The sequence below is a fragment of the Legionella taurinensis genome, assembly GCF_900452865.1.
GTDB classification, from domain to species: Bacteria; Pseudomonadota; Gammaproteobacteria; order Legionellales; family Legionellaceae; genus Legionella_C; species Legionella_C taurinensis.
On sequence record NZ_UGOZ01000001.1, the window covers coordinates 545,821 to 572,456 of the forward strand.

Sequence of the window (26,636 nt, forward strand, 5' to 3'; positions counted from 1 at the left end):
CATGCATTTTTACATCGCTATAATTGTTACCCTCATTCTGGCAGCTATTTTTTTGTATGGAGTTTCATTTAGATTACCTTAAAATTCATGTCTCATTTAAAGATTATAAAGGAGGCTATTCCATATAAGGATAATCATCTAAACCTATTTGTATCCGATATATTATCCAGTTATTATTAGGTTGAAACAAACACGACGCATCAATCCATTTTACGAAATAAGATTAATTATTGAACAAAATCACTTCCATATTTGGTTTGTTATCTATGTAAACTAATTTAACAAGGAGTAATTGATGAATAGGGAGGCTCATCAAGATATTAAAAAATTCACTAAAGAGCAATCACTTTGGTTGGCCCTATTACTCACAGGAAGCTTCCTAATAGCCGAAGTAATCGGTGGAATTATAACTGGAAGCCTTGCATTAATATCTGATGCAGCACACATGCTGACAGATGTCACCGCACTCATTATTGCTTTAATTGCTATTCGAATAGGTAAGCGCCCCGCTGATGCACGCCGCACCTTTGGTTACTACAGATTTGAAATTTTAGCTGCAGCATTTAACGCTGGTTTGTTATTTCTAGTTGCTCTTTATATTTTGTTCGAAGCTTATCAACGATTAAAACAACCTCCAGAAATTTACTCCATGGGGATGCTAATCATTGCAAGCATCGGATTAGTGATTAATTTGGTCTCTATGTATCTCTTATCCGAAGATAAGGAAAAAAGTTTGAATCTCAAAAGTGCCTATCTTGAGGTATGGAGTGATATGTTGGGTTCTTTAGGTGTTATCAGTGCAGCGCTTATCATCCGTTTTACGGGATGGGGATGGGTTGATTCAGCCATTGCCGTATTGATTGGCTTATGGGTATTACCCCGCACTTGGGTGTTACTTAAAGAGAGTATTAATATTTTACTGGAAGGTATTCCTCAAGGTATAGATATTGGGAAGATTACTGCTCTGATCTCTGCAGTCGAAGGCGTCAGAGATATTCACGATCTTCACGTATGGGCAATTACCAGTGATAAAATGAGTTTAACAGCACATGTAATTATCGACCCGGCTTATGATTATGAAGAACTATTAACGAAAATTAGGAAACTCTTATTAGCGCGATTTGATATTGCTCACACAACCTTACAGCATGAAAGTAAAAAGCATTTGAACGAAGAAGGTTTTTGTAGTTTTACTAATAAAGAATGAAGCGACTATTTTGCTTTAACCAGTTTTCTTAGTGTTTATTGACAATTCAAACAAGTTTATCTATTTTATAATTAAACACTTGTTTAACTGTTGAATTATATGAAACTGCCCTCAGATAACATAGTCATAGTGATAGCAGATATTCTGCGATTAATGGGTGAGCCTAATCGGTTAAAACTCTTATTGGCTTGTCTTGAAAAACCACAAGCAGTTAGCGATTTAGCAGAACAATTACAACTTTCTGTGCCTCTAGTTAGCCATCATTTGCGTCTGCTTCGTTCAGCACGATTAGTGTGTGCAAAACGAGAAGGGAAGCATATTTTTTATGAAATAGATGATGAGCATGTCCGCTGCATTTTAATGGATATGATTAGTCATTTTACAGAAGATTTAGAGGGTAATCATGAGCTTGTTTAATCCATTTATTATAAAACTTATAAAAACTCATGATGGTATTGAGGCTTTTGCTACTAGCAATAAATCTTTAAACAATACTCTAGATAGTCCCTGCATAGCCAGAACAAGTGAGTGTAATTACAGCGGAAAGATTCTATGACCAGTACAATAACAACATTATTCGTTAGCGGATTGGATTGTCCATCAGAAGAAAAGCTGATTCGGGGACAATTGGAATCTATTCCCGAAGTGGAACAATTAACTTTTAACTTTATCACCCAAGAAGTAACCATTCAACATTATTTAAATACACCTGCCCTTTTCTTGAATAAGATTGAAGCGCTGGGAATGAACGTCACATTAAAAACTGAACGAGATAAAGAGCATTTGGAAGAAAATCCACATCCTTCATGGTGGATAATAGGCATAGCAGGGTTTTTGGCACTCATGGCCGAAGTCATTGCTTATAGCCTATCTGATGAGCAATCACTATGGGTTGCAGTACTTGCGCTCATTGCCATGGCCTTAAGTGGAAAAATCACACTTAAAAAAGGATGGTTAGCACTTCGTACCAAAACCCTTAATATTAGTAGTCTAATGCTGATAGCCATTACAGGTGCTGTATTAATTGGTGAGTGGCCGGAAGCTGCTATGGTGACTGTCTTATTTGCCCTTGCTGAACGAATTGAAGTGTATTCATTGGATAAGGCACGAGAGGCTATTCGAAAGCTGATGGAAATTGCACCTGATGTGGCTACTGTTAAAGCGGTTGATGGCAGTTGGCAGAGTATCCCGGTCAGTCAAGTGGCTTTAGGCAATATCATCTGGGTAAAGCCTGGTGAACGAATTCCTTTAGATGGTGAAATAATCGTAGGGAAAAGCAGTATAAATCAAGCCCCCATTACCGGTGAGTCCATGCCTGTTGATAAAGGAGTAGGGGATAAGGTGTATGCGGGAACTCTCAATGAACATGGCTCTTTCCAGTTTAAAGTGAATGTCGCAGCAGGCGATACAGTTCTTGCAAAGATTGGAAAAACGATTGCGCAAGCCCAAGCGGAGCGTGCGCCTACCCAGCGTTTTGTAGATCAATTTGCTCATTACTATACGCCTCTTATGGTAATAATTGCTGTTTTAATTGCTATTATACCTTCTCTTTTCTTAGGAGGGGCATGGTCCTTATGGCTTTATAAAGCCTTAACCTTACTTGTCATTGCTTGCCCCTGTGCATTAGTTATTTCTACCCCTGTCACTGTCGTTAGTGGTCTTGCTGCTGCCGCTAAAAACGGTATTCTTATTAAAGGAGGAACCTATTTGGAGCAAGGACATCGCTTAAAAGCCATTGCGTTGGATAAAACAGGTACCCTTACCGAAGGTAAGCCAGTTGTTACGAAATTGATTCAAATAAGTGACCAAGGAAACACGAATGCTCTGCAACTTGCAGCCAGTTTGGATGATCATTCAGAACATCCTATTGCCAAGGCTATTGTTAAACAATGGCAAAAACAGCAACCAGCGGCATTACTTTCAGTAACTGATTTTAAAGCCCTTCCTGGACGTGGAGTGACGGGATTAATAGAGGGCACACGGTATTATGTCGGTAACCATCAATTGGCTGAAGACAATCAGGTTTGTAATCCAAAGATTGAAGCTCAACTTAAAGAGCTTGAGCAAACAGGGCAAACTACCATTATTTTAAGTGATTCAAAACACGTATTGGCAATTTTTGCTGTGGCAGATACTTTGCGTCCTACCAGTCAATTGGCTATCAAAGCATTACATCAACAAGGAATTAAAACCTGCATGTTAACAGGGGATAATGCGACTACAGCACTTGCCATTGCTAATCAGGTGGGTATCGATGAAGTTCGCGCAAATGTGTTACCCGTTGATAAACTCAAAGCAATTGCCGAGTTAATCACGCGTTATGGTGCAGTAGGCATGGTAGGGGATGGGATTAATGATGCACCTGCACTTGCCAAGGCGACCATAGGCTTTGCAATGGGAAAAGGTACCGATATCGCGCTTGAAACCGCTGATATCGCCATCATGAATGATAATTTAGTTAAGTTACCTCTATTTATTGATTTAAGCCGTAAAACGGCAAGTGTGCTGTTCCAAAATATTAGTTTGTCTATTGTGGTTAAAATTATTTTTTTTGGTTTGGCACTGGCAGGTTTAGCTACGTTATGGATGGCTGTATTTGCAGATATGGGGGCTAGCCTCCTCGTGGTTGCCAATGGTTTGCGATTATTGACCTTTAAGAAAGTTGGTATCCATAGTAAGTGAGTACTCGTTACTGTCTCGATAAAGGAACTTTACATGCAGCAGCCTATGTTCATAAGTTTAATGATTATAAGTTGCTCATTGAGGAGAGAAGGATGAACGCGGGTCTAATGATTACCTTAGTGCTTATACTATTTGCTATTGGGATGGCTTGGTTTGTTGTTATGAGACGTCGACAAGGAAAAAGCGTAAAATTAGCTAAAAATATTGGGTTTATTGTTTCCATTGTAGCATTTATGGCACTTGTCATTTATTTCTACACGAGTGTATTAAATCGCTAAGTTAATACAGTTGAATGATAAAGGATTGATTAAATGTGCCGTAACTTTTGGTTTATTGTCTTCTTAATGATAAGTGCGCTAGTAGCTCAAGCAAGCACTTTAACATTTCATCGTGCGTTAATATTAGCCTATCAAAACAATCCTACGTTACAAGCCCAAGTGGCTGTCGTTGAACAAGCAAAAGGGCAGTTTATCCAATCGAGGTTATATCCAAACCCTTCTTTAGCTGTAGATGCTGCCAATATAGGCGTCCCCTCTACGCTAGAGTCAGGATATAATGGCACAGAAACAACCATTTCAATCGAGCAACCAATCCCCTTAGGGAACCGGTTATATTATCAGGGCGAAGCTGCCAAAATGGAATATTTTGCGGCCAGCCTAAAATTAGAAGCTACCCGTTCATCACTCTATATCGATGTAGGAAATGCCTTTGTAGATGCCTTTTATGCTCAGTATTGGACCAAAGCGTCAAAACGCCTGGTTCAACTCAATGAGTTAGTGGTTTCGAGCATTAAAAAACGATTAGAGATAGGGGCGAATTCCGAAGTTGATTTGAGGTTAGCTGAGATAGCCCTTGATGAAGCGATCATTGTGTTTGATAGAGCACGTCGAGATGAATTAAAAAGCAAGATTGCTTTAGCTAATTTAGTTGGTGTGACGAGCCTTAGCAAGTGTGTTTTAACTGAAAAAGGCCTTTCCCATCAACTAGATACTTGGCCTTCCATTAAAAAACGCATCTTGACGAGCAATCTAATTAAAGCGCAAATGGCCTTGGTGAAGGCGATGGGGTCACGCATTACGGCAACCGCTAAGCAAGTTTGGCCTGATTTAAATCTCCAATTAGGATTTCGCCATTTTAAGCTAAACGATCAAAAAGCCGCTGTGGTTTCTGCTTCGGCTCCTATTCCAGTTTTTAACCGAAACCAGGGTAATGTCTATTCCGCTCTTGCGAAACGTAATGAGTCGATTAAGGAGTTACACAAAATAAAATTAAACTTAGATACCACATTATACGCGGCCTTTTTAGATGGCTTGCAATTTAAAGAAGAGGTACAGAAAGTTACAACAAGAATGTTACCCAATGCCAATAAAGCGGTTGAATTGGCCCGTGAAGGTTTTGAGCAGGGGCGTTATAGTTACCTTATCCTTAATAATTCAATGCTCATGCTAAATCGTGAGGAAGAGCATTACACCAAAGCACATGCGGATTACCATAAAGCCATTATTAAAATACAGGGACTGTTGATGAGTGATAAGTCTCAGGAAAAATAACAAGTTAAAAGGAATTTATGTGAAAAAGTACCATTATTTTCTAATCATCACAGCAATCCTGCTAGTTGGCGTTTTATGCTGGCTTTCAATCCGATTTACGTTTGCCACGGAAGCATCATCAAGTGGAAGTAGTTCTTCTTCAGAGGCAGAAGAACACGGCCCACATAATGGTCGCTTATTCCATAACAAGGATTTCACCTTGGAACTGGTTCTAACAGAAGAGGGTGCATCACCTAAATTTAAAGCGTATGTCTCATCCAATAAAGGGGATACTGTTTCACCATCCAAAGTAAGTCTTACTGTCGAATTAAAACGTCTTGAAGGAGATGTGACTACGATTACCTTTGTACCTCAAAGTGACGCTTTAGTCAGTAATCAAGAGATTCAAGAACCTCACTCTTTTGATGTAACAATTAAAGCAATTTATGAGAATAAGCCCTACAACTGGACCTATTCTTCCTACGAAGGAAGGATTACGTTGAGTGATAAAACAGCCCAAGAAGAAGGAATTAAAGTCAAAACGGCAGGACCAGGTGTAATAAAAAAATATGCCCACCTTAATGGACGTATCACGCTTAATCGCAATACCACTACCGAAGTTCGTGCCCGCTTCCAAGGGGTGGTCAAAAATGTATTCGTCAAATGGGGTGATTCGGTTAAAAAAGGCGATTTGTTAGCCACGATTGAAAGTAACGAGAGTTTGAAAGAGTATGAGGTGCGTGCGCCAACCGATGGCCGTATTCTTACCCGAAATATCACGCCTGGAAATGTAGCCGGAACAGAGCCTCTTTTTACCATTGCTAATTTGTCCAATGTTTGGGCTGAACTTCATGTTTTTCCACGTGATTTAGGTAAAATCAATGAAGGTCAAATGGTTACCATTCATTCTCAAGAAGAGGATAGAGAGGTGAGTGCACCCATTACTATGATTCTTCCTACTACCGATCCACTGAGTCAAACCGTTATCGCCATTGTCACCATCGCTAACTCCTCTGAAGAATGGCGTCCTGGGACTATTGTTAAAGCCGATGTACTCATTGCAGAAAAACAGGTCTCATTAATGGTCCAAGCCTCCGCACTGCAAAATGTCAAAGAGGATACGGTTATTTTTATTAAGGTGGGTAATCAATATGAAATGCGTAAAGTAGGATTGGGTGAAAAAGATGATCAGTGGGTGGAAGTGACAAGTGGTTTAAAACCAGGAACAAATTATGTAGTCAGCAACAGTTTTTTAATTAAGGCTGATATTGAGAAGTCAGGTGCTGAGCATGAGCATTAAATTAGGACGATTATGTTAGAACATATTATTCATTTCTCCATTCGCCACCGTTGGTTTGTCCTATTGGTTGTTGTTGGTCTTATGGGATTTAGTGTCTACAATTTTAAAAAATTGCCTATTGATGCCGTCCCAGATATTACCAATGTGCAAGTGCAAATTAACACAGAGGCTGAAGGTTATTCGCCCTTAGAGGTAGAGCAGCGCATCACTTATCCCATTGAAACAGCCTTGGCAGGAATTCCTAAACTTGATTACACGCGCTCTCTTTCCCGCTACGGACTTTCTCAAGTGACGGTGGTGTTTGACGAAGGCACTAATATTTATTTTGCACGACAATTAATCGCAGAAAGACTACAACAAATCAAAAGTCAATTGCCTCCTGGCTTGGAGCCTGAAATGGGGCCTATAGCTACAGGACTTGGCGAGATTTTCATGTACGCCGTGGAAGCAATCCCTGGGGCGGTCAAAGAAGATGGTAGTGCTTATACGCCGATGGATTTATTAACGGTACAGAAATGGATTATCTTGCCGCAACTGCGCAACACCAAAGGGGTAATAGAAGTCAATTCCATCGGCGGTTATGAAAAGCAATTTCATGTCATGCCCTATCCACAAAAATTACTGGCCTATCAATTAACGATTAACGATCTACTTCAAGCATTAGAAAAAAACAATGCCAATATGGGTGCAGGTTACATCGAAAAAAATGGTGAACAATATTTGATTAGAATACCAGGACAGGTGAAAACGATTGAAGATATCCAAAAGATAATTGTGGCTAAAAGAGATGAAGTGATTATTCGTATTGGTGAAGTGGCTGATGTTAAGTTAGGTTCACCGTTGAGAACGGGTGCTGCCACTCAAAACAGCAAGGAAGTGGTTCTAGGAACCGCCATGATGCTCATTGGTGAAAATAGCCGCGAAGTGTCTGTTCGAGTGGCTACAAAACTAGAAGAAATAAACCGCAGTCTCCCCAAAGGCGTTATCGTTAGACCGGTTTACGATAGAACTAAGCTTGTGGATAGAACGATAGCCACGGTTGAGAAAAATTTATTGGAAGGGGCTTTGCTGGTTATTGTTATTCTCTTTCTTTTACTCGGCAATATTCGCGCGGCTTTAATTACGGCTGCCGTTATTCCCATTTCAATGCTCATGACCATTACCGGTATGGTAGCACAAGGGGTATCTGGGAATTTAATGAGTTTAGGGGCATTAGACTTTGGTTTAATTGTGGACGGGGCAGTCATTATTATTGAAAATTGCATCCGCCGCTTTGGTTTGGCGCAACATGAACTAGGTCGCGTTTTAACGAAAAAGGAGCGATTTAGGTTAACTTCAGAAGCGGCTGCCGAAGTAATTCGCCCGAGTATCTTTGGGGTAGTCATTATCACGGTTGTTTATCTTCCCATTTTTACTTTATCAGGGGTTGAGGGGAAGATGTTTCACCCAATGGCCTTGACTGTGGTTATGGCGCTTTTATCAGCTTTGGTGCTTTCGTTAACCTTTGTACCCGCTGCTGTCGCACTATTTATTAGTGGTCGAGTAGAGGAAAAAGAAAATTTTATTATCCGCTTTATTAAAAAAGGGTATGAACCTTTATTAAACTGGAGTATGGATAATCCATGGAGAATGGTCAGTGGGGCGGTGATAGTAACAGCGCTAAGCCTATTATTGCTGTTACGCATCGGTGCTGAGTTTATCCCAAGTCTTGATGAAGGAGACATTGCATTACATGCCATGCGAGTTCCTGGTACAAGTTTATCCCAAGCTGTGTCGATGCAGACTACTTTAGAAAAGCGGATTAAACAATTTCCAGAGGTGTACGAAGTTTTTAGTAAAATTGGTACTGCAGAAGTTGCGACTGACCCGATGCCTCCTAATGTAGCAGATACTTTTGTTATGTTAAAACCGCGCTCTCAATGGCCTAATCCTAACAAGCCGAAAGAGGTCCTGGTTCATGAGCTGGAAACCGCAGTCAAAGAAATTCCGGGAAATAATTATGAATTTACTCAGCCCATTCAAATGCGATTTAATGAGCTGATTTCTGGAGTAAGAAGTGATTTGGCGATAAAAATTTTTGGTGATGATATTGAGCAATTACTGGCGTTAGCTAAGCAAGTCAAAGGGGTGTTGCAAAAAATCCCGGGTGCTGCTGACATTAAAATTGAGCAAGCTAGTGGTTTACCGGTGTTATCCATCATTCCTAACAAAACAGCCCTCCAGCGTTATGGACTCAATATCACAGATGTCCAAAATGTGATTCAAATTGCTTTGGGTGGTAAAGAGGCAGGGCAGTTATTCGAAGGCGATAAACGTTTTGACATTGTGGTGAGATTGCCTGAGTCCCTTCGAACAGACATTAATATTTTAGAAGAATTACCCATTCCATTAACGTTGCAGAGTGATACTAGTAAATCAAATCCCAACTATGTCCCTTTGAAAGAGGTGGCGAAATTAACGTTCTCCTATGGCCCTAATCAAATTAGCCGTGAAAATGGGAAGCGCCGTGTAGTAGTTACAGCGAATGTTCGAGGGCGTGATTTAGGGAGTTTTGTTGAAGAAGTTAAACGCGTTATTGGTGAAAAAATTACCTTGCCCGCCGGCACTTGGATAAATTATGGCGGTACGTTTGAGCAGCTTATTTCAGCAGAAGAGCGATTAATGATAGTGGTGCCTATTACTTTGTTGCTTATCTTAGGCCTTTTATTTATGGCCTTTGGTTCAGCGCCGGCAGCCTTACTTATTTTCTCAGGTGTTCCATTAGCATTAACGGGAGGAATCGTAGCACTCTGGTTGAGGGGCATTCCTTTTTCCATCTCGGCCGGTGTCGGCTTTATTGCATTGTCCGGTGTGGCGGTATTAAATGGCGTGGTGATGGTGTCGTTTATCCGCAGCTTGATTGAAGAAGGACAAGAGCTAAAAAATGCTATTGTTCAAGGGGCGCTCACTCGTTTAAGACCTATCTTAATGACGGCTCTTGTTGCAAGCCTTGGTTTTGTACCGATGGCGATAAATGTAGGAGCCGGTTCCGAAGTGCAACGACCGCTTGCAACGGTGGTTATTGGTGGTATTTTGTCATCGACCTTCTTGACTTTACTTGTTTTACCAGGGTTGTACCTAATTATGCATAGAAGAAAAAATAGTAGTACTGGGACCATGTAGGAGAGCCTAAAATACCAATTTCGTTAGGATTTGATTGCATGTTCTATATTGCTAATTATAATAATGAGAATACTCCTAGAGGTTGAATTTACAGTATTGTTATAGTTTCTCAATAATTGGAGTAACTATATCGATAGATATGTAAGGCTTGCTAAAGTAGAAAAGTCTATAATCAGAAAGTTCTGAAGCGCTTCCGAAGAAGTTCCGAAGTCTATTGTTTCTTAATAAGGATCCATTTTCTATTTGTCGTTGCGCCTTCTGGTTTACAATTACTTTCTTGCTAAGAGTGTTAAGCTCGTCTCTTAGCCACCGTTCTGTTGGTTGGTTAAGTTATTTCTTAACATTTTTGTTGTTAGCCCTCCGTGCGTACCTAAAACATTAATGATTTCAATTTGTCTTGGAGATAACTCCTGTTCAATTATTCGAGACTTCTTTTGAGCTCCGATTGGCTTTTTAAAAAAAGAATTTTACCTGAAAGTCATTGCCTTCCTCAGAAAATATTGGTTCAGGTCGAGCTTGTTCTGCATAAAGACGTAAAATACGCCTGGTACCACCACCAAAGCGCTCAATAAATTTACGCGCATGAAATGCTTGTGCGATTCGTTCGTTACGGCAAAGAAATAAATTTTAAGCGCCCTCATAGGTTAGTGTGTATAAAAATAGGTACGCAATCCATTGCCTCTTTGATCTATTGAATTTATAATCGGCACTCTGCTAAAAAAATAATTTTTAACAAGGAGATGTTATGAAAGAATTTTATATTAATAGAATCGACGCAGAAGAAGATAAAGATGAGTATATGCCCTGGTAATTAAAGAAGATAAACAGTATTCCATCTGATATTTTTGCTGTAGAAGTATATGAAATTAATCTTAAACAATGATGTGTTTGCAGTAATTGACGATTTTTTAGAGCCGTCAGGTTTTGAGAAAATTTGGAATTTTATTCAAACTGAAAAGTTTAAGTTTATCCATTCTTCCAGATGGGTCAATGCTTTTAGTCTTGAAGATGGCGCCCCTTTATGGGGCAACGTTACTATTTCTCATCCCAGGCCCGAACCTTGCACTACAGAGCAAATTTATCCTACCGCTACAACAATTGATTTATTTATACAGCAATTAATTGCAACATCTTCCGAATTTTCTCATTTAATAGGGTTTAAAGATCGAGATTGGGATTTTTTTTATGCTAGACCCTACCTTTATCCAAGAGGTTCCGGCCTTTCTTGGCATACTGACGGAAAATTCAAAATTTCAGGTGCTTATGTATATTACTGCCATCCTGTCTGGGACATGAATTGGGGGGCTGAATTATTAATTAATCCTATACCCCAACTTAATTTTGAATATCCCGAAGTCGCATTAATTAACAATGAGAAGAAAAGAATAGGGTTTCACCTTAATAGCTCTGAGTTGAATCATTATATGGGCGATGGGATAGGTTTGACCTATCCCCTCAATTAGTACCAGTTTCTCGATGAGAAAACCAACATTAAGCCACCTGTTGAGCAAAGTCCACTGGTGGAAAATAATTTAATGCACTATGTGGCCTCACATGGTTGTAATGATGCCGCCATTTACCAATTTCAAAACGCGCCTCTTCCAATGTTCTAAACCAATTTTGGTTGAGGCATTCGTTACGGAATTTCCCATTAAGGCTTTCAACGAAACCGTTTTGTGTTGGTTTGCCAGGCTGGATAAAGTTCAACCGTACATTGGTTGATTTAGACCAGAAAAACATAGCCTTAGAGGTAAATTCGGTGCCATTGTCACAGACAATCTGTTCAGGGTAACCGCGCTCTTCACCAAGTTGTTCTAAAAAGCGTGTAACTTGTTGTCCAGAAATAGAGAGTGCAACAAGTTGCCCCAACAGTTCGCGGTTAAAATTGTCAATGACGTTCAATACACGAAAACGACGACCACTCGCCAATTGGTCCGAGACAAAGTCCATCGACCAACGCTTGTTCTTCTGAGTTGGCACATCCATAATCAAGCGAGGACGTTGGAGTTTTTTTCGTGTTTTAGTACGAATCTGCAGACCTTCCTCAAGGTAAATCCGATAGGTGCGCTTCTTGTTCTGAACTAAACCTTCTCTTCGTAACAAGCTATGCAGCAACAAATAGCCATAACGAGGATATTGAACGGCCAACTCTTTCATACGTGCTTTCAACCCATCATCCGAGCGTTTTTTCTTTAGGTAGCGGTACGCCGTGCGACTTAGCCCAACCAGTTTGCAGGCAACTCGCTCACTGAGCTTAAAGTGAGTTACCAAATGCTTTGCAACACGTTTCTTACTGGTGGGCTTTACCACTTTTTTGAAACAACGTCCTTTAGCGCTTCATTCTCCAGTAGCTTTTCTGCAAGAAGTTTTTTCAGCTTCTGGTTCTCTGATTCCAGCTCGCGTAAGCGCTTCGCTTCGTTGACCTCTAAGCCCGCATACTTGCTACGCCAATTATAGAAGCAACCGCTTGTTATCCCCATACTACGACAGATATCACCAACCTTAGCGCCAGCCTCATGCTCTTTGATTGCTTTGATTATCTGCTCTTCGCTGTAACGTCTTTTCATTTTGAGTTCTCCATTGTCACAATTTTAATGGATTTCTCATCTTTGTCATGGGCTTATTTTTGGGGGATAGGTCAATCCCTGAAACCATAGCAATGAGCGCTTTGGTTTTGGCGGGCATCTTTAAAAAATCACCTCTTGGCGCAAGTGTTGAGATAACGCCATCTTAAATTAAGATTCTTACACTTTTAAAATTTATAAATTTAGGGATAATAATACAAACTGTTATGCCGAACTAATACTGGGCAATTGGTGGATATCATTATTCTGGGAGTCATGTAATATAGGAAAATAATCTTTTTTTTGGGGGGGACTTTGTCTTATTTTAAGGCCCTGTAAGTTCACAATCCAGCAAGATCTTTATGAGTTTACTGTGACACCGAATGGAACGAAAAGGGTTTTCCCATTGATTTGTACTTGAACAAACATTTTAATAAATCCAACTTTGTTGGGCTCTATATGAAATAGCAATTCAGGTCCTCCTCGTTCAGTATTATTTGTAGGTTCCTTGCCCATTGGATGGACATGAGTTACTGTTTTAAAGTCCTCATTAAAACCAACGATGTGAGCATAAGCACCCATAATGGGTTCTAAGGTATGAACTGGGTTTTCCTTTGCATCAGTGACATCAATTTTGCCCATGACTGCTTGACCGACGTGCAATGGTGTTTTATCAAAAGACAATTTGAATTGGTAGCCATCAACAATACTTTCAAATAATGGTTGTCGATGAATAGGATTTCCCAATCTCTTTTTGGTCTTTGGGGAAGGTAAATCAGCAACTACATATTCTTGGGTTTTTGTATTAGTTGGTATAAGATCAGCCCATGCTCGATAGGAGGCGCTCTTAAGAGTAGGCTGCCATTCAAATTGATAGATACCTGGATTAGTTGTTTCGACTGGATGGACATGACTATAGTCATGGAGGCTATCATCGATAATTAACAAATGAATCTTTTGTGTATGTGCTTCAATAAGATCGTTTAAGGTGATTGGTTTATTGCGGTTCGTGTCAATTAATTTGATTAACACCAGTTTTTTGTCCTTTTTATCAATGATCTCTTGAATAGATAATTGCATGGTATTTTTTGATTTCAAAGAATGTGCCGCTTGATTTTTCATCATGCGTTGATTAGGCTTTTCTGAGAAAGCAGTAGAATAAAATAAATTAATGAATATCAAGCTAATTAGGGTGATGGCAAATTTCTTCACAATAATTTCGTCTCCAAGAAAACCAATTGGTTATAAAATAATTTCTTATGGTCATATTCTGTATGCTATTTATTTTAATCAGCACATAGAATGATATCATGATTGTCTTTTTAAGACAGGCATTAAATATAAGTATTAAATATAAGTAGAGGTATCCTAAACGTTTTTTTGTAACTTCATTTTGCGTTTAATTGTTCATTCGATTATTGGATATCTTTCAGAAAGCAATTTACCAAAAATGATGGTTAGGAGCGTCATCGACGTTATTGATTGGGATGACGAAAATGATGTGATACGTGTCAATTAATTAGTGTACTATTTCAAAAGATAACTCAAATTTTGAATCGGTTTAGGACACGAAAAAGTGAACTAAAATCAATTCAGCTATCATTCAATTAATTCAAAACAAAGGGAAAAATTTTCTTTCACACGCTAAATAATTGTTAAGAGTTTTTGTTAGGAACACATCAAAGCATTCTCATTAAGTTTAGCAAAGGTTATTCCTAGCTAATCGTCTGTCAAAGCATAGAACACTCTGTTTTGACTTATCCATGCTAAAGAGTCTATATTGTAATTATTTCTCTTTAAAATCAAGGATGGAAATCATTATGAAACAAAATTATTGGATGGTTTTGGTTTGTTGTTTCGTTCTTACTGCTTGCATGAGTAGTGGCACTACCAGTAAGTATACTAAAAGTCTGGAAGAGCATGTCGCTCAAGGTCATGTTGGCCATGGTGGCGGCGGTGGTCGCTAACACGAAAATGTTTTTTTTCAACTGTACAGGATAACATGAGCGCTCACTCTATTAAATAAGAACTATTTGGGCACTAAAAATTGAGATAAAATGATGCTTCCCAAATCATAATGGATAGGCGAACGCAAAGGATGGCGGTCATGGTAGAACAGTGGCACGAAAAATCACCCGCAGATACGGCATTGTTGTTTAAAACCGACTTATCTATAGGACTATCCGAGAAAGAAGCGGAACAGCGATTAAAAGAAATAGGACCCAACCTGCTGAGTCAACAGAAAAAAACATCTTCTTTCGTCATTTTTTTGCAACAATTTGAAAGTGTGGTCACCTGGGTACTTTTAGGTGCTGTTGTGGTTTCTTTTTTGTTGGATGAAAAAGCCGATGCCATTGCCATTTTGGCCATTGTGATTTTAAATGCCATCATTGGATTTGTTTTAGAATACCGCGCCGATCGTGCCATGCTTGCCCTGCAACAAATGGCGGCACCCAAAGCTACTGTATTGCGTGATGGTCATGCCAAAATAATTGCTGCGTCTGATGTCGTCCCTGGTGATATTATTCTTTTTGAAAGTGGTGATTTAATTGCAGCAGACGCTCGTCTTTTTGAATTGTCCGCACTTAAGATCAATGAGGCACCACTCACGGGAGAATCCCTACCGGTTGCTAAAAATCTTGATCTTTGTGCTAAAGACACTCCTCTGGCTGATCGCAAAAATATGGTGTTTATGGGAACATCCATTGCCGATGGTACAGGCAGAGCGCTGGTTGTGGCGAGCGGCATGCAAACAGAAATGGGGCATATAGCTAAAATGCTGGGTGAAGCCTCTAGTGATGAAACGCCTTTACAGAAAAGGCTCAATCAAGTGGGTTCTCGCTTATTATGGCTTTGTTTTTTCATTGTGATTGCCATTTTTGGATTGGGTTTACTGCGTCAGATTCCCCTTTTTAAACTGTTCATGAGTTCTGTGAGTCTTGCCGTGGCTGCGATTCCTGAAGGCTTGCCTGCCGTAGTCACAGTGGCGTTAGCACTTGGTGTGCAGCGTATGGTGCGACGTGAGGTGCTTGTAAGACGATTATCGGCGGTTGAAACGCTCGGCTGTTTACAAGTCATATGTACTGATAAAACAGGAACATTGACAGTAGGTGAAATGACCGCACGTAAGCTTATTACAGCAGATAACGTGTACAGCATTCGTGGAGAAGGATATCACCTCACGGGAGGATTTTCACTTCAAGGTCAAGAAATTAATGTGTCTGAAGACAAGGTATTGCAAACTACTTTGCAAGCCATGGTGGCTTGCAATAACGCGAGCTTTGAGAGCCAAAATGGACGGTTGGCCACAGTGGGAGACCCAACTGAAATAGCACTCTTAGTTGCGGCAGCCAAAGGGGGTATTCGGCAAGAAAAATGGCAATCCACTTATCCTCGCAGGAAGGAGTTACCCTTTAATTCCGAACGAAAACGGATGACCGTGATAGGTCAACAAGACAGTGAATTTGTAGCTTATGTAAAAGGAGCGCCAGAAATCATTTTGGAACGATGCACCCACGTTTTGACCAAAGACGGTATTAAAAAATTAACGCCGAATGATAGAGCACGTATGAAACAGTCGTGTGAATTCATGGCGAGTGAGGCGTTGCGTCTTTTGGCATTGGCTAATCGCCAATTAGACTCCGCAACGTTAGAAAAGGGAGAGGAAGACATTGAAAATAACCTCATTTTCTTAGGTCTCATTGGTCTACAAGACCCGCCTCATGCGAGTGTCAAAGAATCAGTCGGTCGTTGTAAAAAGGCAGGCATCAAACCGGTGATGATTACAGGAGACCATCCTGATACGGCAAAGGCCATTGCACAAGAACTCGGTATTTTGGAAGCAGGGGATCGATTACTCACTGGCAATGAACTGGATACTATGTCAGAGGATGAATTTAACCATTGCGTCAAAGAAATCGCGGTCTATGCCCGTGTGACCGCTCTGCATAAATTAAAAATCGTACGTGCCTGGAAAAAACAAAATAGGGTGGTCGCGATGACTGGTGATGGAGTGAATGATGCTCCTGCTTTAAAAGAAGCGTCTGTGGGGATTGCGATGGGAAAAACAGGGACTGCTGTCACCAAGGAAGCCTCTGACATCATTGTCATGGATAATAATTTTACCTCCATTGTCGCGGGCATTGAAGAAGGTCGTACCATTTATGACAACATTTCTAAAACGCTTGCTTATTTATTGGCCGGGAATATGGGTGAGTTGTTGGTCGTTTTCATTGCCCTGTTAATTGGATGGCCATTACCCCTGTTACCCATTCAACTGTTATGGATTAACTTAGTTACCGATGGACTACCGGCCATTGGCTTGGCAACAGATATGTCGGAACCCGGAATTCTTAAGCGTCCGCCAAGGGAGTCGCAAAAACCTTTTATGGATTTCTCTTTTTTTAAGCGCGTCTCTTTTATCGGCTGTATGACTGCATTGGTGACCCTGGGTATTTTTGCTTACGAGTACTTAGTCAATAATGATTTGACTCAAGCCCAAGATGCGGCTTTTTCTGTTTTAGTTACTGAAGAATTACTGCGCGCCTTTAGCGCGCGCAGCCAGACCAAAACCATTTGGCAGCTTGGCTTTTTTTCCAATCTGCGTTTGTTCTTTATTGTCAGTATTAGTTTTTCGCTGCAGATAGTGATTCACCATATTCCTATTTTGCGTGAGCTTTTTGGTATTAGCACGGTATCGTTAATGGAATGCCTCCTCTGGGTGATTGTGGGGATGCTGCCCTTATTGGTCTTGGAAATTCAGAAAATGCTAAGGAAGGCACCCAATGAAGCGTTTTAGTATTAAAAAAATCATTTGGACTATGTTCTTAAGTTCCTGTGTGAATGGGGCCTTGGCTTATGCCACGCCAACGCCTGGCTTATCGCAATTAATTGAGACAGCCAAGCACAACAATCCGCAGATTCGTGCCGCACGTGACCGATTACTTGCTGCAATCCATGTGATTCCCCAATCCAAAGCATTGCCTGACCCTAAGCTTAATGCCGGATACATCAATATGTCGGAGAATCTCCCTATGGATGTAGATCCAAGACGCGAGCAAATGTTGGGTGGCCAACAAGAAATTCCTTTTCCTGGCAAACTCATTGTGCGAGGAAGGATAGCAACAATAGAGGCCAAACGCGCTAAAGCGGAGTACCAAGCGACTTGTTTCGCGGTCATTGCGGAACTAAAACGACTTTATTATGATCTTTATTTTGTCAATAAATCCATTGTGATCGTGCAAAGAAACCAAGCGCTTCTTCATGAAATGGAAAAGAGTGCCGAGGTCAATTACAGTGTAGGAAAAACCCCGCAACAAGACATTTATCGTGCCCAAACCGAGATTTCTCGCCTTTTAATGCGTTTAGTCATCTTAAAGCAACAACGAGAATCCCTGCAAGCCGACATCAATCGCCTTTTAAATCGTTCCTTAGAAATAACAGTAAACACACCCACGACACTTTCTATAACACCAATGGGTCATAACTTAGAGTATTTTTATACTCTGCTGAAGAGCCGAGCGCCGCAATTAATCATGCAGCAGCGCAGTGTCCAAAAAGGACGGCAAGCCATCCGCTTAAGTAAAATGGAGTATTTTCCGGATGTTGAAATCGAAGGAGGACGGCTTCATGATACGGGAATGCATACCAAAGGCTATCAAGTGTTGTTAAAAGCAACGGTTCCTCTTTATTTCATGCAAAAGCAAAATAATGCCGTACGTGAATCATTGGCCCGCTACAATGCGGATATTGAAGATTTGCAGACAACTTATCGCACTCTGTCTTTTCAAGTGAAAAACGCTTATTTGTTGGCAGAGCGTTCTGCCAAGCTTATTCATTTGATTCAACACACCATTATTCCGCAAGCCACCTTAACCTTTACTTCTTCCCAAGCCAATTATGGGGTAGGCAAAGTGGATTTTTTAACAATGCTGAATAATTTATTAACGTTGCAAGAAAACGAATTGGAATGGCACAGTGAGCTTGCTGAGCATGAAAAAGCCATCACGCAAATCGAAGAAACCACAGGGACGTACCTATGAATTGTAAGGCGATGATAAAGAGTGTACTCATTTTGAGCCTGCTGTCTTTAATACCACTAACCCATGCTCAAAACACCACGGACACTCATGGCAAGATGGACATGAAACAGTCCACTCAAAAAAATGAGATAGTGATTGATCCCGTTCGCTTACAAGCCATTGGCATTACTTCAGAGCCGGTACGTCGTCAAAAGGTTGAAAAAATCATTCGCACCGTAGGGCGAGTTGAGGCTGATGAACGGCGTATTGCCCATATCCATGTGCGCTTTGACGGTTGGATTGAGAAATTATTCATCAATTTCACAGGCGAAAAAGTCAAAGCAGGACAGGCCCTTTTTACCGTGTATAGTCCTGATTTGGTTTCTACTCAACAAGAATATTTACTCGCCTTCAACGCACAAAAAATCTTAAGCCAAAATACGACATCCAGCGCTGCCAAAGGCGCCCAAGGGGCTTTTCAAGCAGCTCACCAAAGGTTGTTGCTGTGGGGGATTACTGAAAAAGACATTGAACAGTTAAGGCGCACCAGCAAAATCACCCGGACCATGACGATTCATTCACCTATTCAAGGAACAGTTCTTAAAAAAATGGCATTAATAGGCATGCGCATTGAGCCGGGGGATGAATTGTACACCATTGCTGATTTATCACGCCTGTGGGTTTTAGGGGACATTTACGAATACGAGCTTCCTTACATTCGTCTTGGTCAAACGGCTGATTTGACTCTGACCTATTTGCCCAATGAATTATTTAAAGCCAAGCTTGATTTTATTTATCCCACCATCGAGATGAAAACGCGCACAGCCAAAGTTCGCTTTGAAGTGGATAATCAAAAAGACCAATTAAAACCGGGTATGTATGTGAATCTGGAGCTCAAAATCCCATTGGGTGAACGACTTGTCGTGCCTAAAAATGCTGTTTTACTCACGGGTGAACGAGCAGTCGTCTTTATTTATCATGGCAATGGAAAAATTGAATGGCGAGACGTCACGATAGGGGTACGGGCAGGTGATTTGCTTGAGATAGTAAAAGGAGTCAAGGAAGGAGATAAAATTATCACATCGGCTAATTTCCTTATTGATTCGGAGAGCCAGTTGAAAGCGGCCATGGGAGGCATGCAACATCAATAGACATTTCTAAACTCTACTGGGGTAGGAAAGAAATTCTAATAATAAAAAGGCATGATTGGCCTTTGGAATAAAGGGATGGTATGGTTGAGCGGATTATTGAATTTTGTGCACGCAATCGCTTCATGGTGTTGCTTTTTGTGCTTGGGTTTTCTTTTATGGGCTATGTGGCCTTGAAGAATACCCGCATGGATGCCCTGCCTGACATTTCAGACACGCAGGTGATTGTGTACAGCACCTGGATGGGGCGCTCGCCCGATCTCATGGAAGACCAAGTCACTTATCCTATTGTAACCGCACTTTTGTCGGCACCAAAGGTTGTTGCTGTGCGGGGATTTTCTGATTTTGGCTTTTCTTATGTGTACATTATTTTTGAGGACGGTACGGATATTTATTGGGCGCGTTCACGCGTTTTGGAGTACATGAGCCAATTGGCTGGGAAATTGCCCGAAGGGGTGACGCCTCAATTAGGACCTGATGCGACCCCGGTGGGGTGGATTTATCAATACGCCTTGGTGGATGAAAACGGCAAGCATAATCTGGCTGAGCTTCGCACGTTTCAGGATTGGTATTTACGCTACTGGTTAAGAGCAGTTCCAGGGGTGTCGGAAGTAGCCAGCGTGGGTGGATTTGTCAGGCAATATCAAGTCAACTTAGATCCAGTCAAAATCCTTGCTTATAATCTATCGGTTCCTGAGATCATCGAAAAAATTCGCATGAGCAATAACGATACCGGTGGGCGAGTACTTGAATTCTCAGGGGTAGAGTACATGATCCGCGGTCGAGGGTACATTAAATCGACTGAGGACATTGAAAAAATTGCAATAGGCACTAATGCCAATGGGACACCGATTCTATTACGGGATGTGGCGAGTGTTCAGCTGGGCTCTGATATGCGCCGGGGTGTGGTGGATTTAAACGGTCAGGGAGAGGCAGTCGGAGGCATTGTCATCATGCGCTTTGGTGAAGACGTGTTGCAAGTGATTGGCCGCATTAAGGAGAAGCTAAAAGAATTAGCCACCGCCATCCCGGAAGGGATAAAAATGGTTACTGTGTATGACAGAAGTAACTTAATTCAAGAGGCGATTTCCACCGCCAATTGGAATTTGATTGAAGAGCTTGCCGTGGTGGGGCTGCTCATCATCGTGTTTTTAGGCCATTTTCGTTCGGCGTTGATTCCCATTATTACGTTACCACTGGCGATTTTGATATCCTTTATTCCCATCTATTTTTTACATATTGGTCTTAACATCATGTCCATTGGTGGGATTATTGTCGCTGTTGGGGATATGGTCGATGCGGCCATCATCATGGTGGATAATGCTCATAAGCGCTTAGCGGATTGGGAAGCGAAAGGAAGTCCGGGCGATCGCACCCAAGTGCTGATTGATTCGGCCAAAGAGGTAGGACCTGCTATTTTTTCCTCGCTTTTAGTGATTGCTATTTCTTTCATGCCGGTTTTTACTTTGGAAGCCCAAGAAGGACGGCTGTTTTCGCCCTTAGCTTATACTAAAAACTTGGCTATTTTCATGAGCGCTTTGCTCGCAATTACCTTGATTCCTGTACTTTTGCCTCTTTTGGTGCGTGGACGAATTATCCCTGAGCAAAAACATCCGATTACCCGGTTTATGCAAGCAATGTACGCACCGGTGTTAAAGTTTGCCTTAAAATATCGGAAGCTTGTGATGGGAATTGCAGTGGTGATTGCCTTAAGTATTATTCCTCTTTACAAGCTGATTGGCTCTGAGTTTATGCCTCCTCTTTATGAAGGAACAATTTTGTATATGCCGGTGACGTTACCTGGGATTTCCGTCACTCAAGCCACGACCTTGCTTCAAGAAATGGATAAAAAATTAAAAGCCTTTCCCGAAGTAGCGCATGTGTTTGGAAAGACAGGAAGAGCAGAAACCTCAACCGATCCTTCCCCATTTAACATGATGGAAGTCATTGTGGAATTAAAGTCTAAAGAATTTTGGCGACAAGGAATGACTTATGACCGTTTGGTGGCTGAGATGGATAAAGCGTTGCAATTTCCAGGCGTAAGCAACGCTTGGACCATGCCCATTAAGGCACGCAATGACATGCTCACCACAGGAATTCGAACCGCGGTCGGGATTAAAATTTTTGGTCCGGACATTAAAAAGATAGAAGCCATTGGAAAAGAAATTGAAATGGTGGCCAAAGAAGTGAAGGGGACAAGTACGGTCTATGCTGAACGGGTTGCTGGTGGGTATTTCCTTGATTTTCAAATCAATCGTGACCAATTGGCGCGTTATGGTTTAACGATTATGGATGTCAATCGCATTATTGAGTCGGCTGTGGGTGGGGAAAACATTACCACCACGATTGAAGGGCGTGAGCGCTATCCCGTGAACGTGCGTTATTTACGCGAATTACGCGACGATCCGGATAAACTCAATCGCATTTTAGTCAAAACACCGAGTGGTGCTGAAGTCCCTGTGGCGCAATTGGTGACTTTGACTTTTCGTTCAGGCCCTGCCATGGTTCGCGATGAGAATGCCATGTTAGCAGGTTATGTCTTTATTGATATTAGTGGGCGAGACATTGGTGGTTACGTGGAAGAATTAAAGCAAGCAGTCAAAGCCAAGGTGAAATTGCCTGCGGGCTACACGTTGGCGTGGTCAGGTCAATACGAGTTTATGCAGCGGGTATACGAGCGGCTTAAAATTTTCGTGCCGCTTACTTTAGCGATTATTTTTGTTTTATTTTACTTTACCTTCCGCACCATCACTGAGACTTTAATGGTGATGTTAGGGGTTCCCTTTGCTTTATTTGGCGGCTTTTTATTGCTTTATGTATTGGGATACAACATGAGCATTGCGGTTTGGGTAGGGATGATTGCGCTCGCAGGCGTTGCGGCTGAAACGAGTGCGGTGATGCTTGCTTACCTGGACTCCGATTACAAGGAACAAAAAGAAAAGGGATTACTCAACACTTTGCCGGATTTGATTCAAATGGTGCGAGAGTGTGCGGTGTCTCGTATTCGCCCCATGGTCATGGCGGGTCTTGCCAACATCATTGGACTACTCCCTGTGATGTGGGCCACAGGCATTGGGGCTGATGTCATGAAACGTCTTGCAGCCCCCATGGTGGGTGGCGTTTTTTCAGCGCTGGTGCTGACCTTGATTGTGATTCCCGTGGTGTATGTGATGTGGCGGGGCCAAGTCGATTTGAAAAAACAAGGAAGTCTAACGGAGGCAAAATGAAATTAACCTTTTTAGGGGCAACCCAGACGGTGACTGGTTCAAAATATCTTTTGAGGGTGAATTCTAAAAAAATCCTTATTGATTGTGGTCTTTTTCAAGGTTATAAAGAATTGCGCTTACGCAATTGGGCTCCCTTGCCTATCAACCCACGTGATATCGATGCAGTCATTCTCACCCATGCACACATTGACCATACGGGTTATCTTCCTTTATTAGTGAAACATGGGTTTCGAGGCAAAATTTATGCAACGCCCGGCACTAAAGCGTTGTGCTCCATTTTATTACCAGATAGTGGTCATCTGCAGGAAGAAGAAGCCCGATTGGCCAATCAATATGGGTTTTCCAAGCATCAACCGGCGTTGCCTCTTTATACTGAAAAAGAGGCAAGAGAGACCTTAAACTATTTTGAAACGATGGATTTTGATACACCACACCAATTGTTCAGTGAATTAAGTTTTGAATTTCATCGTGCCGGCCACATCGTCGGTGCTGCGATGGTAAAAATAAAAACAAAGGAAGGCTCGATTTTATTTACGGGAGACTTAGGCCGTCCCCACGATCCCGTCATGAAAGCCCCCACCCTCATTCAAGAAGTCGATTATCTGGTGATGGAATCCACTTACGGAGACCGCTTGCATGGGGTCATGGATCCCATGCCCCAAATTAGCCAAGTGATTAATGAAACCATCAAACGAGGCGGGTCGGTCGTGATCCCTGCGTTTGCGGTGGGTCGCGCGCAAAGTCTTCTTTATTTTATTTATGAGTTGAAACGAACAGGGGAAATTCCCAAAGACGTTCCGGTGTTCTTAGACAGCCCTATGGCGATTGATGCCACTCATTTGTTGTGTACCTATAAAGACGATCATCATTTAAATGAGGAACAATGTCGAGGGTTATGTCAGGCGGCCACGTATGTTCATACGCCCGAGGAATCCAAGGCGATTGATCGCCAGAAAACGCCGCAAATCATTATCTCTGCCAGTGGCATGGCCCAAGGGGGTCGCATTTTGCATCATTTGAAAGCGTTTGCCCCAGATTCTAAAAGCACGTTGTTGTTTACTGGTTTTCAAGCAGGTGGTACGCGTGGGGCGAGGATTGTGAGTGGTGAGAAGGAAGTTAAAATTCATGGTGAGTTTGTTCCTGTACGAGCCAAAGTCGTGGTCATGAGCAGTACGTCAGCCCATGCCGATTATCAAGAACTGTTAGGCTGGCTGAAACACTTTATTCGACCGCCTAAAAAAGTGTTCATCACTCATGGTGAGCACCACGCAGCTCTTTCATTAAAAGAAAAGATTGAGAAACAATTCGGTTTTTCATGCACCATTCCTTCTTATCTGCAAACGGAGGATTTGTCGTGAGTCATGATACTGGTCATGTGCTTCGTTTAAAGTATTTAGGGATTAAAACCTATCATGAAGCCATTATTTACATGCGAGAGGATTGTCATGTCTGTCATTCGGAAGGGTTTGAAGTGCAGACGCGTATTCAAGTGACCTTAGGCAATCGCTCTATTATGGCCACCCTCAATGTCGTGACTTCCGAGCTTTTAAAGCCCGGTGAAGCCAGTTTGTCCCATTACGCTTGGGATTCTTTACAGGCCAAAGAAGGCGATGAAATTCAACTCTCGCATCCTAAACCGCTGGAATCATTAAGCTTTGTGCATGCCAAGATTTATGGTAATGAACTGTCTTTTGAACAACTCAAGGAGATTGTGGCGGATGTGTTAAGCGGTCGACTGTCTGATGTGCAAATTTCAGCGTTTTTAGCGGCAAGTAGCGCCGGACGTCTCACGAGTACTGAAATCATGAAACTGACCAAAGCCATGATAGACAGTGGCGAGCGTTTATCCTGGTCTTCGCCTCTGGTGATGGATAAGCATTGTGTAGGAGGACTTCCAGGAAATCGTACGACCCTGATTGTGGTGCCTATTGTTGCGGCTTTTGGGTTGATGATTCCTAAAACATCCTCCCGCGCCATTACCTCTCCTGCAGGAACTGCCGATACGATGGAAACTTTAGCTCCAGTTCACTTAAGGCCAAAGGCCATGCGTCACGTGGTAGAAAAAGAAAACGGCTGCATCGTGTGGGGCGGTGCTGTGAGTTTAAGCCCAGCCGATGACGTGCTCATTCGTGTGGAACGAGCCATAGATTTGGATAGCGAAGGACAATTAGTCGCGTCGATTCTTTCTAAAAAAATTGCAACGGGAGCCACGCACGCCGTCATTGACATCCCGGTAGGACCAACGGCCAAAGTCAGGGATAAGTCTATGGCGTTACTTCTGAAACAATCGCTTGAGGAGGTAGGGCAACAGTTAGGGCTTGTGGTTCGTACTTTATTGACTGATGGGTCGCAACCGGTGGGAAACGGCATTGGTCCGTCGTTAGAAGCGCGTGATGTTCTTGCCGTATTGCAAGGATTGCCTGATGCCCCAACGGATTTATGCGAAAGAGCGTTGAGGGTAGCGGGTGCTCTTCTTGAATTGTCATCCAAAGTGCCAGAAGGCTTAGGCCAATCTGTAGCGCAACAAGTATTGGACAGTGGGCAAGCGTTTAAGAAATTTCAGGCCATTTGCGAAGCCCAAGGAGGAATGAAGGAGTTGAAAGCAGCACGGTTTACTCATCCTATTGTGGCTCAAAAAGCAGGCCAGGTATTGCTTATTGACAATCGAAAACTTGCCCAAATAGCCAAGCTTGCTGGCGCTCCCAAGTCTCAAGCGGCAGGGGTGGATTTGCATGTTCATGTGGGTACATCGGTTGAACAAGGCGAGCCTTTGTTTACGATTCATTCGGAGTCTTTAGGGGAGCTAAACTATGTCCGTGATTTTTTGCGCGACAAGCAAGATATCCTTGTTTTGGGAGAGAATAATTGAAACCACTATTATTTTCATTATTTGACTCTTCAGAAATCAGTAGGCGATTACAAGAGACACTGCACGTGGACGTGGGTGAGGTTAGCCTGCATCGTTTTCCAGATAAGGAAAGCTATGTCAAAATCAATTCGGAAATTAAAAATCGCAATCTGTTGGTAGTGGATAATTTAAACCATCCTGATGAAAAAATACTGCCTTTGCTGTTTTTTGCCAAAACAGCCAGAGAATTAGGCGCTAAAAAAATCGGCTTGATTGCTCCTTACCTCTCCTATTTACGCCAAGACAAGCGCTTTCATCAAGGCGAAGCGATTACCTCACGTTATTTTGCTGAACTGTTATCGAATTCTTTCGATTGGCTCATGACGGTCGATCCTCATTTGCATCGCTACCATTCTCTAGATGAAATCTACTCTATTCCTACCTTTGCTCTGCATACCATACGCCCTATCGCCACCTGGATTAAAACTCATGTTCCAAAACCCATGATTATTGGCCCTGATGTGGAAAGTGAGCAGTGGGTTGCTGAGATTGCCGAAAAAGGTTCTTTTCCTTATGTGATTTTGGAAAAGATTCGTCATGGTGATAAAGAAGTAACTATTTCAGTCCCGACCATTTCTGAGCTTAAATCGTCTACCCCCGTATTAGTCGATGACATCATCTCTACCGCCAGAACCATGATAGAGACGGTCATGCATTTAAAAAGTGCCGGGGCTAAGTCTGTCCTTTGTATTGGTGTGCATGCGCTGTTTGCAGAAGAGGCTTATTCTCTGTTATCAGGAATGGAAGGGGTGCAAGTCATCACGTGTAATACCATTCATCATGTCACCAATGCGATTGATGTGAGTGATTTGTTTGTAGACGTTTTAGTCAAAAACAAACTGGCCACTTTAAAAAGTAAGCGTCAATGAGTTGATTATTAACAAGGAGT

General features: G+C 41.9%; 17 protein-coding genes and 2 pseudogenes. 16 read left to right on the forward strand and 3 right to left on the reverse strand.

What is annotated here, in order from left to right:
• Positions 1 to 295 precede the first annotated feature (295 nt).
• The 7 genes from DYE45_RS02580 (at position 296) to DYE45_RS02610 (ending at position 9,880) form a co-directional block, all read left to right on the forward strand.
• Entirely contained in the window at positions 296 to 1,207 is a 912-nt protein-coding gene (locus DYE45_RS02580; protein ID WP_115300381.1) for a cation diffusion facilitator family transporter, read from the forward strand.
• Between the two features lie 99 nt (positions 1,208 to 1,306).
• Complete coding sequence (locus tag DYE45_RS02585; protein WP_370447864.1) at positions 1,307 to 1,624, forward strand: ArsR/SmtB family transcription factor; 318 nt, start codon at positions 1,307 to 1,309, stop codon at positions 1,622 to 1,624.
• A gap of 135 nt (positions 1,625 to 1,759) precedes the next feature.
• Positions 1,760 to 3,889: a heavy metal translocating P-type ATPase gene (locus DYE45_RS02590; protein ID WP_115300382.1), complete on the forward strand. Its 2,130-nt coding sequence runs from the start codon at positions 1,760 to 1,762 to the stop codon at positions 3,887 to 3,889.
• On the forward strand, positions 3,886 to 4,167 hold the full coding sequence (locus tag DYE45_RS02595; protein ID WP_133138225.1) for a hypothetical protein: 282 nt from the start codon (positions 3,886 to 3,888) through the stop codon (positions 4,165 to 4,167). Before DYE45_RS02590 ends, DYE45_RS02595 begins: the two co-directional genes overlap by 4 nt.
• Before the next feature lie 33 nt (positions 4,168 to 4,200).
• Positions 4,201 to 5,439 carry a TolC family protein gene (locus DYE45_RS02600; protein ID WP_115300384.1) on the forward strand — a complete coding sequence of 413 codons (1,239 nt, stop codon included), beginning with the start codon at positions 4,201 to 4,203 and terminating at the stop codon, positions 5,437 to 5,439.
• Positions 5,440 to 5,458: 19 nt separating this feature from the next.
• On the forward strand, positions 5,459 to 6,718 hold the full coding sequence (locus DYE45_RS02605; protein WP_160160662.1) for an efflux RND transporter periplasmic adaptor subunit: 1,260 nt from the start codon (positions 5,459 to 5,461) through the stop codon (positions 6,716 to 6,718).
• Between the two features lie 12 nt (positions 6,719 to 6,730).
• On the forward strand, positions 6,731 to 9,880 hold the full coding sequence (locus DYE45_RS02610; protein WP_115300386.1) for an efflux RND transporter permease subunit: 3,150 nt from the start codon (positions 6,731 to 6,733) through the stop codon (positions 9,878 to 9,880).
• A 453-nt stretch (positions 9,881 to 10,333) separates the two neighbouring features.
• Here the strand turns inward: DYE45_RS02610 and DYE45_RS14995 are convergent.
• Positions 10,334 to 10,483, reverse strand: a pseudogene (locus DYE45_RS14995) (ATP-binding protein); the annotation flags it as partial.
• 257 nt (positions 10,484 to 10,740) lie between these two features.
• Between DYE45_RS14995 and DYE45_RS02620 the strand changes: the two are divergent.
• A pseudogene (locus DYE45_RS02620) lies at positions 10,741 to 11,322 on the forward strand (2OG-Fe(II) oxygenase); the annotation flags it as partial.
• A gap of 49 nt (positions 11,323 to 11,371) precedes the next feature.
• On the opposite strand, the gene DYE45_RS02625 reads toward DYE45_RS02620, so the two are convergent.
• Both DYE45_RS02625 and DYE45_RS02630 read right to left on the reverse strand, forming a co-directional pair.
• A protein-coding gene (locus tag DYE45_RS02625) for an IS3 family transposase (RefSeq protein ID WP_115300371.1) occupies positions 11,372 to 12,447 on the reverse strand; the annotation gives its coding sequence in 2 pieces (ribosomal slippage) (positions 11,372 to 12,198 and positions 12,198 to 12,447; 1,077 coding nt in all).
• 357 nt (positions 12,448 to 12,804) lie between these two features.
• Complete coding sequence (locus DYE45_RS02630; protein WP_115300387.1) at positions 12,805 to 13,656, reverse strand: DUF8832 domain-containing protein; 852 nt, start codon at positions 13,654 to 13,656, stop codon at positions 12,805 to 12,807.
• 608 nt (positions 13,657 to 14,264) lie between these two features.
• On the opposite strand from DYE45_RS02630, the gene DYE45_RS14755 reads away from it, so the two are divergent.
• The 8 genes from DYE45_RS14755 (at position 14,265) to DYE45_RS02665 (ending at position 26,616) form a co-directional block, all read left to right on the forward strand.
• Positions 14,265 to 14,411 carry a hypothetical protein gene (locus tag DYE45_RS14755; protein ID WP_165481723.1) on the forward strand — a complete coding sequence of 49 codons (147 nt, stop codon included), beginning with the start codon at positions 14,265 to 14,267 and terminating at the stop codon, positions 14,409 to 14,411.
• A gap of 140 nt (positions 14,412 to 14,551) precedes the next feature.
• Positions 14,552 to 17,242 (forward strand): cation-translocating P-type ATPase, encoded by a 2,691-nt coding sequence (locus DYE45_RS02635; protein ID WP_115300388.1) that lies wholly within the window; start codon positions 14,552 to 14,554, stop codon positions 17,240 to 17,242.
• Complete coding sequence (locus DYE45_RS02640; protein ID WP_115300389.1) at positions 17,229 to 18,485, forward strand: TolC family protein; 1,257 nt, start codon at positions 17,229 to 17,231, stop codon at positions 18,483 to 18,485. Before DYE45_RS02635 ends, DYE45_RS02640 begins: the two co-directional genes overlap by 14 nt.
• A complete protein-coding gene (locus tag DYE45_RS02645) occupies positions 18,482 to 19,615 on the forward strand; it encodes an efflux RND transporter periplasmic adaptor subunit (protein WP_115300390.1) in 1,134 nt (377 codons plus the stop codon). The genes DYE45_RS02640 and DYE45_RS02645 overlap by 4 nt, the downstream gene beginning before the upstream one ends.
• An 80-nt stretch (positions 19,616 to 19,695) precedes the next feature.
• Positions 19,696 to 22,839 carry an efflux RND transporter permease subunit gene (locus DYE45_RS02650; RefSeq protein ID WP_115300391.1) on the forward strand — a complete coding sequence of 1,048 codons (3,144 nt, stop codon included), beginning with the start codon at positions 19,696 to 19,698 and terminating at the stop codon, positions 22,837 to 22,839.
• Positions 22,836 to 24,197: an MBL fold metallo-hydrolase gene (locus DYE45_RS02655; RefSeq protein ID WP_115300392.1), complete on the forward strand. Its 1,362-nt coding sequence runs from the start codon at positions 22,836 to 22,838 to the stop codon at positions 24,195 to 24,197. The genes DYE45_RS02650 and DYE45_RS02655 overlap by 4 nt, the downstream gene beginning before the upstream one ends.
• A complete protein-coding gene (locus DYE45_RS02660; RefSeq protein WP_115300393.1) occupies positions 24,155 to 25,708 on the forward strand; it encodes a thymidine phosphorylase family protein in 1,554 nt (517 codons plus the stop codon). The genes DYE45_RS02655 and DYE45_RS02660 overlap by 43 nt, the downstream gene beginning before the upstream one ends.
• Complete coding sequence (locus tag DYE45_RS02665) at positions 25,705 to 26,616, forward strand: ribose-phosphate pyrophosphokinase (protein WP_115300394.1); 912 nt, start codon at positions 25,705 to 25,707, stop codon at positions 26,614 to 26,616. The genes DYE45_RS02660 and DYE45_RS02665 overlap by 4 nt, the downstream gene beginning before the upstream one ends.
• Positions 26,617 to 26,636 lie beyond the last annotated feature (20 nt).

Coding starts and splice junctions, on each gene's coding strand:
- DYE45_RS02610 (WP_115300386.1), top strand. CDS start 6,731: ATGTTAGAACATATTATTCATTTCTCCATTCGCCACCGTTGGTTTGTC.
- DYE45_RS02660 (WP_115300393.1), top strand. CDS start 24,155: ATGCACCATTCCTTCTTATCTGCAAACGGAGGATTTGTCGTGAGTCAT.
- DYE45_RS02580 (WP_115300381.1), top strand. CDS start 296: ATGAATAGGGAGGCTCATCAAGATATTAAAAAATTCACTAAAGAGCAA.
- DYE45_RS02635 (WP_115300388.1), top strand. CDS start 14,552: ATGGTAGAACAGTGGCACGAAAAATCACCCGCAGATACGGCATTGTTG.
- DYE45_RS14755 (WP_165481723.1), top strand. CDS start 14,265: ATGAAACAAAATTATTGGATGGTTTTGGTTTGTTGTTTCGTTCTTACT.
- DYE45_RS02645 (WP_115300390.1), top strand. CDS start 18,482: ATGAATTGTAAGGCGATGATAAAGAGTGTACTCATTTTGAGCCTGCTG.
- DYE45_RS02640 (WP_115300389.1), top strand. CDS start 17,229: ATGAAGCGTTTTAGTATTAAAAAAATCATTTGGACTATGTTCTTAAGT.
- DYE45_RS02655 (WP_115300392.1), top strand. CDS start 22,836: ATGAAATTAACCTTTTTAGGGGCAACCCAGACGGTGACTGGTTCAAAA.
- DYE45_RS02590 (WP_115300382.1), top strand. CDS start 1,760: ATGACCAGTACAATAACAACATTATTCGTTAGCGGATTGGATTGTCCA.
- DYE45_RS02650 (WP_115300391.1), top strand. CDS start 19,696: ATGGTTGAGCGGATTATTGAATTTTGTGCACGCAATCGCTTCATGGTG.
- DYE45_RS02600 (WP_115300384.1), top strand. CDS start 4,201: ATGTGCCGTAACTTTTGGTTTATTGTCTTCTTAATGATAAGTGCGCTA.
- DYE45_RS02585 (WP_370447864.1), top strand. CDS start 1,307: ATGAAACTGCCCTCAGATAACATAGTCATAGTGATAGCAGATATTCTG.